Below are 12931 nucleotides of genomic sequence, written 5' to 3' on the forward strand. Positions count from 1 at the left end.
GTCCTGCCGAGGGCGACAATCGATTCAGAAAACCCACTTATCCTTTTTCAGAGTTGCACAGGAGAAACACTATGGAATGCACCGTCAGCTGGACCGGCGCGGCAGGCACACGTTCGGGCATGGGCTTTATGGCAGAAACCGGCAGCGGCCACATGGTGCCTATGGATGGCGCCCCCGACGAGAAAAACCCCGCCAATGGCGGACAAAACCTGGCAGCACGCCCCATGGAACTGCTGCTGGCGGGCACCGGCGGCTGCACCGCCTATGACGTGGTACTCATCCTCAAGCGCGGTCGCCACGATGTGCGCGGCTGTTCTGTCAAACTGCAGGCAGAGCGTGCCGAGGTCGAGCCCAAGGTTTTCACCAAGATCAATATGCACTTCACAGTGACCGGCAAGGGTGTGCCTGCTACTGCGGTCGAGCGTGCGATTGCCATGAGCCACGAGAAATACTGCTCAGCCAGCATCATGCTGGGCAAGACGGCAGAAATCACCACCAGTTTCGAGCTGGTGGAGGTTTAAATCCTTCGCCCTATCTTCATGCAGCCAACCATGCAGCAAAAGCGCCTAAGTGGCGCTTTTTTTATGGAACGGTGCCCAATCACAGCATGCTGGCTGTGCGTAAAGCGCGGGCGGATGGATCATGTGCGAAATGTTCGACAGGTCGTGGGTTGCGAAATGTGAGTAATCGCTTTAGGCGCAAGCGATATTTTCCAAGAGCATCGTGCGCATTTTCAGCGTGCGATATGGGTGCGCAGCTGCAGTGTTCGCTGGGGTGTGTTGCATGGGGGCAACAGAAAACGGCGTTTTTTGCCTTGTGGAGGGGAATTTCTTTGCGCAAGGCAGTCCAGTCTGGTGCAATAACCCCCAACTTCCCCACCAGGAGGTTGGCGCGCTTGGCGGTAACAGGCTTGTTACAAAGTCAGATAAAACCGCTACGTGCCTTCAACAAACCTTGGAGTATCAAATGAAGAAATCTCTGATCGCTTTGGCAGCTGTTGCTGTTTCCGGCGCTGCTTTCGCACAATCTTCCGTGACCGTGTTCGGCGTTGTTGACAGCGCTGTGTCTTATGTGAACGGCCAAGACAACTGGTCTGGTCTGAACTCCGGCGGCAACCAAACCAGCCGTCTGGGCTTCCGTGGTGTGGAAGACCTGGGTGGTGGTCTGAAGGCCAACTTCTGGCTGGAAGCGGGTATCTTGGCTGACAACGGTTCGGGTAATTCTGGCTATTCCAAAGCTGGCGCTGGCGAAGCTGCGTCTGGTGAATTGGCTTTCAAGCGCCGCGCTACTGTGGGCTTGTCTGGCAACTTCGGTGAAGTGCGTATGGGTCGTGAGTTGACTGCTGCTTACAACGCTACCAGCCGCTACGACGTGTTTGGTCAAGTGGGCTATGGCGCTTCCAAGGTGTGGACTGACGCTGGCGTGAACGGTGACTCCACGACGCAGCGCGTGAGCAATATGGTGACTTACCTGTCGCCTGACTTCAGCGGTTTCCGTGCCAACGTGAACTACGGCTTTGGCGAAGATAAGGATGCGCAAACTGGCAAGTTCTCGAACAGCGCCAGCCGTTACATGGGCGCAGGTCTGACTTATGACAACGGTCCTCTGAGCCTGGGTCTGGGTCTGGAGCGTCGCAATGCAGGTGCTAATACTGCTGAATTCAGTGGTAACCCTGCAGTATTCGACGCTGAATACGACGTGAATGCTTGGAGCTTGGGTGGCTCTTACAACTTTGGCGTTGCTAAGCTGGCTGCTGCGTACCGCAACTCCGAAGCCAAGTGGACCGATGGCGTGAACAGCGCTAAGGATAAGACCAAGGGTTACTACGTTGGCGTATCCGCTCCTGTGGGTGCAGCTGGTGAAGTGAAGGCTTCTTACAACCGCTACGAAATCACAGAAGCTGGTGAAGCTAAGCAGAAGGCAGATCAGTTTGCTCTGGGCTATGTACACAACCTGTCCAAGCGCACTGCTGTGTACGGTACCTACGCATACATCAAAAACAAGGATGGTGCAGCAGTACGTTTGAGCAGCGACGTCCTTTTGAAGGACGGCGAAAAGCAACATGCTGTTCAAGTTGGTGTTCGCCACGCTTTCTAATTCGAAGCTGAGCTAGCCTCAGTTTTGCTTAGATAAAAAAGCCAGCCTTCGGGCTGGCTTTTTGCATTGTCGCCGCTCTGTAGCACGGGAAAACGAGTGTGGTTTCCACGCGAAAACAAGAATTAGAACGTCTGTGCTTTTCTAGAATGAATTTGCATCCTGAATCGAACAATTCACTTCAAGGAGACAAACAGATGCAAAAGAAAATCTTGGCTGCAGCCGTGGCTGCTTTGTGCGGTGTAGCTACCACGGCAATGGCGCAGCAAACAGGCGCCAGCAAGGTGGAGCTGTGGGGGATTGTGGATGCGGCCGTGCGCCACACCACCAACGAAGGGAAAGGCCAAAGCGGGTTGACCAAAATGATTGGTGGCGGCATGTCGCAAAGTCGCTGGGGCATCAAGGTGGAAGAAGATCTGGGGGGTGGATCCAAGGCGTTGGTTGAGTTGGAAAATCGCTTCAATGCGGACGATGGCAGTGTGAGTACACCATTTTTTCAACTGGCTTATGTCGGGTTGCAAGGGCCTTATGGTCGTCTGACCATGGGGCGTCAGTGGAACGTGCTGTTTGATGTAGTGAGCTCCACTTACGCGTCGTTTCCGTACTCGCCCTATATGGATGCCTATAAGCCTGAGTTGGGGATGGCGGCAGGTGCTCGTACCAGCAATGCGTTGAAGTACACCATCGCAACGCCCACGCGCAATTGGGTAGGGTCCGTGCAGTATTCATTTGCGGAAGGCAATGACAACACGGATGCCGTACGAAATGTGGGGCTCGGGATGCTGGGGATGCCTGCGGCAACGCCGCTGACTGCACCAATTAAAGCTGGGATTGATACAGATGTCGCTGCTGCCTCTGGTAGCACCACGCCGAATGCTTTGACGACGGCGGCAGGCGGGATTGCTGCAGGAGCGCTGAAAACCATGGGCGGTTTTCTTCGTTATTCCGAAAATGGAATTTCTGTGGGCGGCGGTTTCTTGCGCACGGAGTTGCCGGGTGGCTCAGACCTGGATGCCTGGACTTTGGGCGGCTCTTACCGTTCAGGGCCCCTGTATGTGAATTTGGGTTATGGGCAGAACAAGGTGAAGTGGAAGTCTGCTGGCACCCCTACGACGGTAGGCGCCTACGTTGGAGCATTGGCGAATCGGTTGGTGGACCAAGCTATTATCAATAGCATGTGGCAAGGGCAGACAAATGGCGGTTTCCAGGTCGGTGATGCTGACAAGCGGCAGATGATTAAGGTCGGTTTTGGTTATCAAATCACGCCGCAGATCAATGCAGGCATGCACTATTTCCACGCTAAGCAGTCTGGATCTACTTCGGGCGGGTATGACGGCAAAGCGCATTTCATGGTAGCAGCGGTGGATTACGCCTTTAGCAAGCGCACCGATGCTTATGCGGCGATTGACCATACGAAACTTTCGAATGGAGGTGGCAAACTCTTCATCGATTCAGCCAGTCAAGCACGCAGCCGTACAGGCTTCACTGTGGGTGTGCGCCATCGCTTCTGAAGTTGATGGATGCAACAAAAAAACCGGCAGTAATGCCGGTTTTTTTATGTCCGCAGATGCAGTAGAGATGCAGCGGTGCAGCGAAGGTGTGGGCGTACTGAGCATTTTTTTGCTCTTAAAAATAAAGCTAAAAGCGTTGGATAAAGCTGGGTTTCAATACGTTTTATGCCTTAAAGCATTGAAATATCAGCGCTGCAAGCTCCTCTTTATGAGAGTCAGCCCGCATCAGCTTTATATGCCATAGCGTTTTTGCTGTAGTTGGTTTTGCAAGTTTTGCAGGTTGTGTGCAAGGCCATCGCCCATTTTCAAGGCCACTGCTGTGGCCAAAATATCAATGATGAGCAAATGCAGCAAACGCGATGCCATGGGGCTGTACAGGTCGGAGCCCTCTAAATTATTCGCACTCAGCAGAATCTGGCTGCTGTTGGATAGGGGCGTATGGCTGGAGGTGATGGCGATGACGGTCGCACCGTTTTCGCGGGCGATACGGGCTGCATCGACCAAGTCGGTGGTGCGCCCTGAGTTGGAGATGACGATCAAACAGTCACCGCTGCGCAGCATGGTGGCGCCCATGGTCTGGATATGGGTGTCACTGGTGGCTTGGCTGCTGATACCTAAGCGAAAGAATTTGTGCTGCGCATCTTGCGCCACGACGCCGGAGTTGCCGACGCCATAAATTTCTAGCCGTTTTTTTTGCTGCCAGGCGTTCACGATGGCATTGGCGGCTTGTTCAATGGCTGCAGGGTTGGCATCGTTGCGGTATTGCAAAAAAGCGGCGACCGAGTTGTCGATGACTTTGACCATGACATCGGCTGTTTTGTCATCCACATCCACGCTGCGGTGTACAAACGGTACACCTTCGGCCACATTGCCCGCCAGCTTGAGCTTGAAGTCGGCCAGCCCGTCATAGCCCATGCTGCGGCAAAAGCGCACGACGGTCGGTTTGCTGACGTTGGCTTTGGCGGCAAGCTCCCGAACAGGTAAGCGGGCAAAGCTGTGTGGGTCTGCAAGTACGAGTTGGCCGACCCGTTGCTCTGCAGGGGCCAGAGAAGGAAGGGAAGCGGAAATTCGGTCAAGCATGCAGAGCCTTGAAAATAATGCGTGTAAAGCCGAGATTTTGCGCCAGTTGCAACAAACCAAATGCTTCACGGGATTCGCGAGATGTCTTCCCCGAGAGAGGGCACTACACTCAAATCTTCATTTTTGAAAACAGACTACAACAGCAGAGACAAGATGAACCAGCTAGAGCAATTGAAGCGTTACACCACGGTGGTTGCGGATACCGGAAGTTTTCAGCAGTTGGGACAGTTCAAGCCCCAGGACGCAACGACCAATCCTTCCCTGATTTTGAAAGCGGTGCAGCAGCCTCAATACCAGCATTTGCTGGTAGATACGGCCACTGCATGGAAGGGCAAACCACTGGATGAGGTGGTTGACCGTCTTCTGGTCAAGTTTGGCTGTGAAATTTTGTCCATTGTGCCGGGACGTGTGTCTACCGAGGTGGATGCGCGCTTGTCCTTTGACACCGAAGCAACCGTGGTACGGGCGCAGCGGTTGATTGACCTGTACCAGGCGGCAGGCATTGCCACCGAGCGTGTGCTGATCAAGATTGCCGCGACCTGGGAAGGTATTGAAGCTGCGCGCAAGCTAGAGCAGCGCGGTATTCACACCAATTTGACGCTGCTGTTTTCCCAGGTGCAGGCCATCGCTTGTGGGCATGCCAAGGTGCAGCTGATATCGCCTTTTGTAGGGCGTATTTACGATTGGTATAAAAAACAGGCAGGGGCGCAGTGGGATGAGCAGGCGATGTCTGGAGCCAACGACCCAGGCGTGCGTTCTGTGCGAGCCATCTACGAGTACTACAAGCACTTTGGGATTGCCACGGAGGTGATGGGGGCCAGCTTTCGCAACACCGGCCAGATTGTGGCCTTGGCGGGGTGTGATTTACTCACGATTGCGCCTGAGTTGTTGAGTCAGCTCAGCCAGAGCACTGCACCTGTGCACCAGGTGCTGCGCGCAGACACCGCTTTGCAGCAGTCGCTGCAAGCGGTGCAGTATGACGAAGCAGGCTTTCGCTTTGCGCTGAACGAAGATGCCATGGCCACGGAAAAGCTGGCGGAAGGCATTCGAGCTTTTGTGGCCGATGCCATCAAGCTTGAGCAGCTGATTGTGGCGGTCTGATCATTACACTTACGGGCTACGCCGCACATGGCGTGCCATGGAATTATTTTTATGCATTCAGTCGTCATTAGCGGCACGGGTTTGTATCAGCCTCCGCACACCATCACCAACGCTGAATTGGTGGAAGCATTCAACCGTTATGCGGATATTCAGAATGCGCGGTATGCGGCAGACATTGCCGCGGGCACCCATGGGGCGCTGCAACACTCCAGCGTAGAGTTCATTGAAAAGGCCTCGGGTATCCGCCAGCGGTATGTGATGGAGAAAACAGGGGTGTTGGATCCGCTGCGCATGTACCCGCGTTTTGAAGAGCGCGGCGATGATGAGCTTTCACTGATGGCTGAAATCGCCGTTGCTGCTGCGCGTGAAGCGTTGCAGCAAGCGGGCAAGACCGGTGCAGACATCGACATGGTGCTGTGTGCCGCCTCCAATATGCAGCGCGCCTATCCTGCCATGGCGGTGGAAATCCAGCAGGCTTTGGGGGCTGGGGGCTATGGCTTTGACATGAACGTGGCGTGCTCGTCGGCCACATTCGCCATAGAGCAAGCCGTCAACGCCGTGCGCTGTGGTACGGCCCAGTGCGTGCTGGTGGTGAACCCTGAGATTACTTCGTCACACCTAGAGTGGCGCGATCGCGATTGCCATTTTATTTTTGGAGACGTGTGCACCGCCCTCATTATTGAGCGCGCCGAGACAGCGGTCAGCACAGAGGCATGGGAGGTCGTCGGCACCCAGCTGGCCACCCAGTTCTCCAACAATATTCGCAACAATTTTGGTTTTATGAACCGCAGCGAAGACAGCGACCCGGCTGCGCGTGACAAGACTTTCCGACAAGAAGGCCGCAAGGTGTTCAAGGAGGTGGTGCCGATTGCCGCTGCACATATTGCAACGCATTTGGAAAAGCTGGGGCAAACCCCGCAGCAGGTGCGTCGCTTCTGGTTGCACCAGGCCAATTTGGGGATGAACCAATTGGTCTTGAAAAAGCTGGTGGGCGAGTCCACCGATGACCGCGCACCGTTGATTCTGGATGAGTTTGCCAACACGGCCTCCGCAGGTTCCATCATTGCCTTCCACAAATACCGCGCTGACCTGGCAGCCGGTGATACGGGCGTCATTTGCTCTTTTGGTGCGGGGTATTCGGTAGGCAGCGTGGTGGTGCGTAAGCGCTGAATGGAGTATGGGTTTGGTTTGTGATGCAACGCCGCAATGGGCACAGCTGGACGCGCACTTTCAGTCATGGGGGGCGGGGTTTGACTTGGTGCAAGCGTTTGCCTCCGATGCGCAGCGCTTGGAAAAACTCAGTCAGAAGGCACCGTATGTGTTTGCGGACCTGTCCAAAAATTGGCTGCAAGAAAGTACGGAACAGCAGTTGAGCGCACTGGCACGTGCCTGCGGTGTACACACGGTGCGCGATGCCATGCTGGCTGGGGCGGCGGTCAACACGACGGAGGAGCGCGCAGTGATGCACTGGCTGCTGCGTGCCCCCCCAGATGCGGGCTTGCTGCAAACCCATCCGGTGGTGCAGGCTTGGGAGGCACCTGTGCAGCAGGCGCTCCAGCAGGTGCACAGCACGCTGGATGCCATGCTGGCGCTGGCCGAGCAAGTGCGCAACGATGAGCGCATTACGGATGTGGTCAATATCGGGATTGGTGGCTCGCACCTGGGCCCCGAAGTGGTGGTGCAGGCACTGGAAGACTGGGTAGCGCCTGGTAAGAATTTCCACTTTGTCTCGAACGTCGACGGCCATGAGCTGGGACACGTGCTGCGCAAGGTCAAGCCACAGAGCACCTTGTTTTTGATTGCCTCTAAATCGTTCACGACGGCAGAGACCATGCTCAATGCGCACTCCGCGCGCACCTGGTTTTTGGCCAACGGTGGCACGGAGTCTGATATTCAGCGGCATTTCGTGGCCTTGACCACCAATACGGCTGCTGCGGCGCAGTTCGGGGTTACGCGCACACTGGGGTTTTGGGACTGGGTGGGCGGACGGTTTTCGTTGTGGTCTGCGATTGGCCTGCCGATTGCGATTGCGATTGGTGCAGAGCAATTCAAAAACCTGCTGCACGGTGCGCATGCCATGGATGCACATTTTTTTAGCGCCCCGGATGCCCACAATCTGCCTCTGCGCTTGGGTATGCTGGATGTATGGAATCGCAATTTCTGCGGTTTTGGCAGCCGTTGCATTGCGCCTTATAGCCATGGTTTGCGCCGCCTGACGGCTTATCTGCAGCAGTTAGAAATGGAAAGCAATGGCAAGCGTGTTACACGCGATGGCAAGCCCTTGCAGGTGGCTACCGCGCCGGTGGTGTGGGGTGAGCCCGGCACCAACGGCCAGCACGCTTTTTTCCAAATGCTGCACCAAGGCCCTGATGTGATTCCGGTGGAATTCATTGCGCTGCGCGATGGCGGCAAGTACTTGGGGGCCCACCACCAAAGTTTGGTGATCAATGCGATTGCACAAGCCCAAGCGCTGATGGTGGGGCGCAGTGGGGAAGGTGTAGAGCGGGATTGCCCGGGCAACCGGCCCAGCACCTTCTTGCTGCTGCAGGCGCTGGACCCTGCATCGCTGGGCGCGCTGATTGCCTTGTATGAACACCGCGTGTTTGTGGCGGGCGCGGTGTGGGGTATCAACAGCTTTGACCAGTGGGGCGTGGAGTTGGGCAAAAAGCTGGCGCAATCCCTGCGTGAGCGCCAACAAAGCAATGATTGGGCGGGGGTAGATCCTTCGACCCGGGCACTGATGCAGCGCTTGGCGGAGTCGCCTGTGAACGGTAATTAAAAAGCAGAGCTGCTAGCGCTTGCTAGATAAGCGCCACAGCCGCTTTTGATGCATGTTTCAAGCGTGCGCAAGGTGCGTAAGCAGCAAAAACAAAAGGCCGCTTTCGCGGCCTTTTGTGTGTGGCAGCAGCAACCGAAGCCGTGAAGCTTCGGTCAGCAGCGGGGCAATTACATGCCCATGCCGCCCATGCCACCCATACCGCCCATGCCACCCATGTCAGGTGCAGCGCCTTCAGCCTTAGGGGCTTCAGCAATCATGCACTCGGTGGTCAGCAGCAGGGATGCCACGGACGCAGCGTTTTGCAGCGCTGTACGTGTCACCTTGGTGGGGTCCAGGATACCCATTTCCAGCATGTCGCCGTAGGTGTCGTTGGCAGCGTTGAAGCCAAAGTTGCCCTTGCCCTTCAACACTTCGTTCACGACCACCGAAGGCTCGCCACCGGCGTTGGCCACGATTTCGCGCAGAGGCGCTTCCACGGCAGCCAACACCAGCTTGATACCAGCGTCTTGTTCCACGTTGCCAGTCTTCAGCTCGCCCACGGCTTGCTTGGCGCGCAGCAGGGCCACGCCACCACCGGCCACAATGCCTTCTTCCACCGCAGCGCGGGTGGCGTGCAGCGCGTCTTCCACGCGGGCCTTCTTTTCCTTCATTTCGACTTCGGTGGCAGCGCCAACCTTGATCACGGCAACACCGCCGGCCAGCTTGGCCACGCGCTCTTGCAGCTTTTCACGGTCGTAGTCGGAAGTCGCTTCTTCGATTTGCAGGCGGATTTGCTTGACGCGGGCTTCGATTTCAGCAGCTTGGCCAGCACCGTCGATGATGGTGGTGTTTTCCTTGCCGATTTCCACGCGCTGGGCTTGGCCCAGGTCTTCCAAAGTGACCTTGTCCAGTGTCAGGCCCACTTCTTCAGCGATGACCTTACCGCCAGTCAAGATAGCGATGTCTTCCAGCATGGCCTTGCGGCGGTCACCAAAGCCAGGAGCCTTCACAGCCACCACCTTCAGGATGCCGCGGATGGTGTTCACCACCAAAGTTGCCAGGGCTTCGCCTTCGACGTCTTCGGCAATGATCAGCAGGGGACGGCCAGCCTTCGCCACTTGCTCCAGGGTAGGCAGCAGGTCGCGGATGTTGCTGATCTTCTTGTCGAACAGCAGCACGAAGGGGTTGTCCAGAATCGCAGCTTGCTTTTCGGGGTTGTTGATGAAGTAGGGCGACAGGTAGCCGCGGTCGAATTGCATGCCTTCCACGACATCCAGTTCGTTGGCCAGCGACTTGCCTTCTTCCACGGTGATCACACCTTCCTTGCCCACCTTGTCCATGGCTTCAGCAATGATGCTGCCCACGGATTCGTCGGAGTTCGCGGAGATCGAACCCACTTGGGCGATTTCCTTGGAAGTGGTCGTAGCCTTGGATTGCTTCTTCAGCTCTTCCACCAAAGCAGTCACAGCCTTGTCGATACCGCGCTTCAGGTCCATGGGGTTCAGACCTGCGGCCACGTACTTGGAGCCTTCGCGCACGATGGCTTGGGCCAGCACGGTGGCGGTCGTGGTGCCGTCACCAGCGATGTCGTTGGTCTTGGAGGCCACTTCCTTCACGAGCTGAGCGCCCATGTTTTGCAGCTTGTCCTTGAGTTCGATTTCCTTGGCCACGGACACACCGTCCTTGGTCACGGTAGGGGCGCCGAACGAGCGCTCCAGCACCACGTTGCGACCCTTGGGGCCCAGAGTGACCTTGACCGCGTTGGCCAGAATGTTCACGCCTTCAACCATGCGTGCACGTGCTTCACCGCCGAATACTACGTCTTTTGCTGCCATTTTTGGCTCCTAAAGAATTTGGTTCAAACTGGCTGCTAAGGCTTATCTGTTAAGCGCTAGCAGCTATGAAATTCAATGTTCTGGGAAGAACTTGGGTCTTTAGCCGGACTTTGCGTCCTTTACTTTGCGGCGCAAAGTGAGCCTTCGACCCCAGTAAATCGCGAGCGCGATTTACTTCTCTACGACTGCGAACAGGTCGTCTTCCTTCATCACCAGCAGTTCGTTGCCATCGACCTTGACGGTCTGGCCCGAATACTTGCCGAACAGCACGCGGTCGCCCACCTTCACGTTCAGAGCGATTTGCTCGCCCTTGTCATTGCGCTTGCCGGGGCCCACTGCCAGCACTTCGCCTTGGTCAGGCTTTTCTGCAGCGTTGTCAGGGATATAGATGCCCGAAGCTGTCTTGGTTTCGTTTTCCAGGCGCTTGACGATCACGCGGTCGTGCAGAGGACGCAGGTTCATAACATCTCCTAGATATCAATCAACAAGGTTGAAGTGGTCAGCAGCTTGGCAGGTGCCCAGCTGCTTCAAAAAACTGTGGGGAGCGTTGTTAGCACTCAAGCCCATCGAGTGCTAATAATAAGGTGAAAAATTTGCCTTTCAAGAGGCAGGGGCTGTCCAAGCTGCTACTTTTTGGTGTTTGTTTTGTAAGTTGTTGTTTTGATTGGTGGGGTGAAGCTGGCGGCAGCAGGCGGTCAGGTGCGCATCCTTCATGCCGACGCAGGGACAGGTGCTTGCTGGGCCAGGGCTTGCAGTGCTTCACCGGTCATGCGGTAGCGAATCCACTCGCTTTGCGGCTTGGCGCCCAGGCTGTCATAAAACTCGATGGAGGGTGTGTTCCAGTCCAGCACGCTCCATTCAAAGCGGCCGCAGTTGTTGTCCAGTGCAATCTTTGCCAAGTGGCTGAGCAAGGCTTTGCCGGCGCCCTTGCCGCGCTGCTCGGGCGAGACGTACAGGTCTTCCAGGTACAGGCCGTGCTGGCCTTGCCAGGTGGAGTAATTGAAGAAGTACACGGCAAAGCCCACGGGCGTGTCGCCCTCCAGGCAGATCAGGCCAAACACTTTGGGGTTGTCGCAAAACAAGGTGCGGTGCACGTGCGCGGGCGTGGCCAGCACTTCGTGCTCGGCTTTTTCGTAGATGGCCAGCTCACGCACAAAGTGCAGGATCAAATCGGTGTCGGCAATCGTGGCGGGGCGGATGGTCAGCGATGTCATGGCAATTTCCAAAATGCGAAGTGCATTGTCTGCAAGGGGCAGGCGTAGCAAAAAAAGCAAACCCGGGCTGCGCAGGTGCGCTGCGGGGGACGGTGGTGAGTGTGATGCGGATGTGCGATCAGGTCGAATACTTGGGCTGGCTGGGCATGTTGGTTGGGGCTATGCAGGCCTGCTGGGCAGGCGCCTTCATTTGCTCGGCGATGGCGGGCGATGGATGGCGAGGCTTTGCGACAGGAGATGCGCTGTGGGGTGCACTACGGCAGAGCCACCGGCAGCCCTGCGCTGCCAAAGCGTGCCAAGCAGCGGCGCAGCACGTGGAAGTGGTCTTCAAACATCTGGGTTTCCAAGCCGGGTAAATCCCTCAGCGGCACCCAGCGCGCGGTAGCGGCGTCGTCGCCGCCTTGCACGGTGGGCAACTGGGTGCCGGGAACATGGAACACAAAGACGTGGGTGATGGTGCGCCCGCGCAGGCTGCGGTCGGGGTGGTCAAACACTTCCACGCCTTGCAGGGCTGTTTGCAAGGTGTCGGTGTTCAGCGGCAGGGCGGTTTCTTCTTCCAGCTCGCGCAGGCACGACTGCCACAGCGTATCGCGCGGCTCCACAAACCCGCCGGGCAGCGCCCACAGACCTTGGCCGGGGGCGTGGCCGCGCTGGATCAGCAGCACATGGCTGTGGCACAGCAGCAGCCCGTCAACCGTCACAAACACGGGGGGATAGGGGGCGCTGGCCCAGGCAGCGTGGTAGCCGCTGAGCATGCGCCACTCGGCGCGCAGGGCGGTGTAATCAGCGCTGGTTTGCCAATCGCGCAACCACTCGGCCACGGGGGCGGGCAGCAGTGGGGTGAGCTGTGCCCATAGCGCGTCGTGGGGCAGATCGCCCAGGTTCCAGTACAGCTCGCGCGTGGGGGTGCCGTCAAAGTCGCCTTGGCGCGGCAGGCTCAGCAGCTCCCAGCCTGGAAAGCGTGCCAGGTAGTTGCTGCTATCGTCTTTGAAGTGCCCGACCAGGGCCACACGCACACCGAGCGGTACTTGGGTGTGTACGGCGGCCATGACGGCCTGCACCCAGCGTGGCTCATCGTAATAGTCGCGCACAGGCACGCAGTGTACGCGGGCGACATCGGCGGCGGGCAAGCTGCTGCGGATCAGGGTTGCGCGTTCTTGCCAGGTGAACGGGTTTTTGGGGCTGCGGGCCTGAAAGGCACTACCCAGCACCACCACCACTTGCTGCGCGGTCTGCAAAGCCTGCTGCAGCAAGGCCAGGTGGCCGAGGTGAAAGGGCTGAAAGCGGCCAATCAAGACGGCGGTGTGGGGAGCGTGGTGGGGCACAGGCATAAATAAA

Annotated in this window: 11 protein-coding genes; 6 read left to right on the forward strand and 5 right to left on the reverse strand. The window is 57.1% G+C overall.

Annotation, left to right across the window (positions count from 1 at the left end):
• The first annotated feature begins 71 nt into the window (after positions 1–71).
• The 3 genes from QEP12_RS00460 to QEP12_RS00470 all read left to right on the forward strand — a co-directional run bounded on the left by QEP12_RS00460 (position 72) and on the right by QEP12_RS00470 (position 3605).
• Entirely contained in the window at positions 72–521 is a 450-nt protein-coding gene (locus QEP12_RS00460) for an OsmC family protein (protein ID WP_174863486.1), read from the forward strand.
• 445 nt (positions 522–966) lie between these two features.
• The gene (locus QEP12_RS00465) at positions 967–2097 is read left to right on the forward strand and encodes a porin (protein ID WP_284213021.1); all 1131 of its coding nucleotides are present in this window, start codon (positions 967–969) and stop codon (positions 2095–2097) included.
• 194 nt (positions 2098–2291) lie between these two features.
• Entirely contained in the window at positions 2292–3605 is a 1314-nt protein-coding gene (locus tag QEP12_RS00470) for a porin (protein WP_284213147.1), read from the forward strand.
• A 231-nt stretch (positions 3606–3836) separates the two neighbouring features.
• Here the strand turns inward: QEP12_RS00470 and QEP12_RS00475 are convergent, their stop codons facing one another.
• The gene (locus QEP12_RS00475) at positions 3837–4685 is read right to left on the reverse strand and encodes a MurR/RpiR family transcriptional regulator (protein ID WP_284213022.1); all 849 of its coding nucleotides are present in this window, start codon (positions 4683–4685) and stop codon (positions 3837–3839) included.
• A gap of 153 nt (positions 4686–4838) precedes the next feature.
• On the opposite strand from QEP12_RS00475, the gene tal reads away from it, so the two are divergent.
• From tal to pgi, 3 genes are read left to right on the forward strand one after another with little or no spacing between them, the layout of a single operon-like run.
• A complete protein-coding gene (tal, locus tag QEP12_RS00480) occupies positions 4839–5786 on the forward strand; it encodes a transaldolase (protein ID WP_284213023.1) in 948 nt (315 codons plus the stop codon).
• A gap of 51 nt (positions 5787–5837) precedes the next feature.
• Positions 5838–6956, forward strand: a complete 1119-nt coding sequence (locus tag QEP12_RS00485; protein ID WP_174863916.1) for a beta-ketoacyl-ACP synthase III — start codon at positions 5838–5840, stop codon at positions 6954–6956.
• Between the two features lie 7 nt (positions 6957–6963).
• On the forward strand, positions 6964–8565 hold the full coding sequence (gene pgi / locus QEP12_RS00490) for a glucose-6-phosphate isomerase (protein WP_284213024.1): 1602 nt from the start codon (positions 6964–6966) through the stop codon (positions 8563–8565).
• Positions 8566–8732: 167 nt separating this feature from the next.
• Here the strand turns inward: pgi and groL are convergent, their stop codons facing one another.
• The 4 genes from groL to QEP12_RS00510 all read right to left on the reverse strand — a co-directional run bounded on the left by groL (position 8733) and on the right by QEP12_RS00510 (position 12924).
• Complete coding sequence (groL, locus tag QEP12_RS00495) at positions 8733–10379, reverse strand: chaperonin GroEL (protein WP_219162888.1); 1647 nt, start codon at positions 10377–10379, stop codon at positions 8733–8735.
• Between the two features lie 171 nt (positions 10380–10550).
• Complete coding sequence (groES, locus tag QEP12_RS00500; RefSeq protein WP_174862408.1) at positions 10551–10841, reverse strand: co-chaperone GroES; 291 nt, start codon at positions 10839–10841, stop codon at positions 10551–10553.
• A gap of 248 nt (positions 10842–11089) precedes the next feature.
• Positions 11090–11593 carry a GNAT family N-acetyltransferase gene (locus QEP12_RS00505; protein WP_284213025.1) on the reverse strand — a complete coding sequence of 168 codons (504 nt, stop codon included), beginning with the start codon at positions 11591–11593 and terminating at the stop codon, positions 11090–11092.
• Positions 11594–11847: 254 nt separating this feature from the next.
• The gene (locus tag QEP12_RS00510; RefSeq protein WP_284213026.1) at positions 11848–12924 is read right to left on the reverse strand and encodes a bifunctional nicotinamide-nucleotide adenylyltransferase/Nudix hydroxylase; all 1077 of its coding nucleotides are present in this window, start codon (positions 12922–12924) and stop codon (positions 11848–11850) included.
• Between the last annotated feature and the right edge of the window lie 7 nt (positions 12925–12931).

Source organism: Comamonas jiangduensis, from assembly GCF_030162955.1.
In the GTDB taxonomy this organism is placed as follows: Bacteria; Pseudomonadota; Gammaproteobacteria; order Burkholderiales; family Burkholderiaceae_C; genus Comamonas; species Comamonas jiangduensis.

Coding starts and splice junctions, on each gene's coding strand:
- pgi (WP_284213024.1), top strand. CDS start 6,964: ATGGGTTTGGTTTGTGATGCAACGCCGCAATGGGCACAGCTGGACGCG.
- tal (WP_284213023.1), top strand. CDS start 4,839: ATGAACCAGCTAGAGCAATTGAAGCGTTACACCACGGTGGTTGCGGAT.
- groES (WP_174862408.1), bottom strand. CDS start 10,841: ATGAACCTGCGTCCTCTGCACGACCGCGTGATCGTCAAGCGCCTGGAA.
- QEP12_RS00475 (WP_284213022.1), bottom strand. CDS start 4,685: ATGCTTGACCGAATTTCCGCTTCCCTTCCTTCTCTGGCCCCTGCAGAG.
- QEP12_RS00460 (WP_174863486.1), top strand. CDS start 72: ATGGAATGCACCGTCAGCTGGACCGGCGCGGCAGGCACACGTTCGGGC.
- QEP12_RS00485 (WP_174863916.1), top strand. CDS start 5,838: ATGCATTCAGTCGTCATTAGCGGCACGGGTTTGTATCAGCCTCCGCAC.
- groL (WP_219162888.1), bottom strand. CDS start 10,379: ATGGCAGCAAAAGACGTAGTATTCGGCGGTGAAGCACGTGCACGCATG.
- QEP12_RS00505 (WP_284213025.1), bottom strand. CDS start 11,593: ATGACATCGCTGACCATCCGCCCCGCCACGATTGCCGACACCGATTTG.
- QEP12_RS00465 (WP_284213021.1), top strand. CDS start 967: ATGAAGAAATCTCTGATCGCTTTGGCAGCTGTTGCTGTTTCCGGCGCT.
- QEP12_RS00470 (WP_284213147.1), top strand. CDS start 2,292: ATGCAAAAGAAAATCTTGGCTGCAGCCGTGGCTGCTTTGTGCGGTGTA.
- QEP12_RS00510 (WP_284213026.1), bottom strand. CDS start 12,924: ATGCCTGTGCCCCACCACGCTCCCCACACCGCCGTCTTGATTGGCCGC.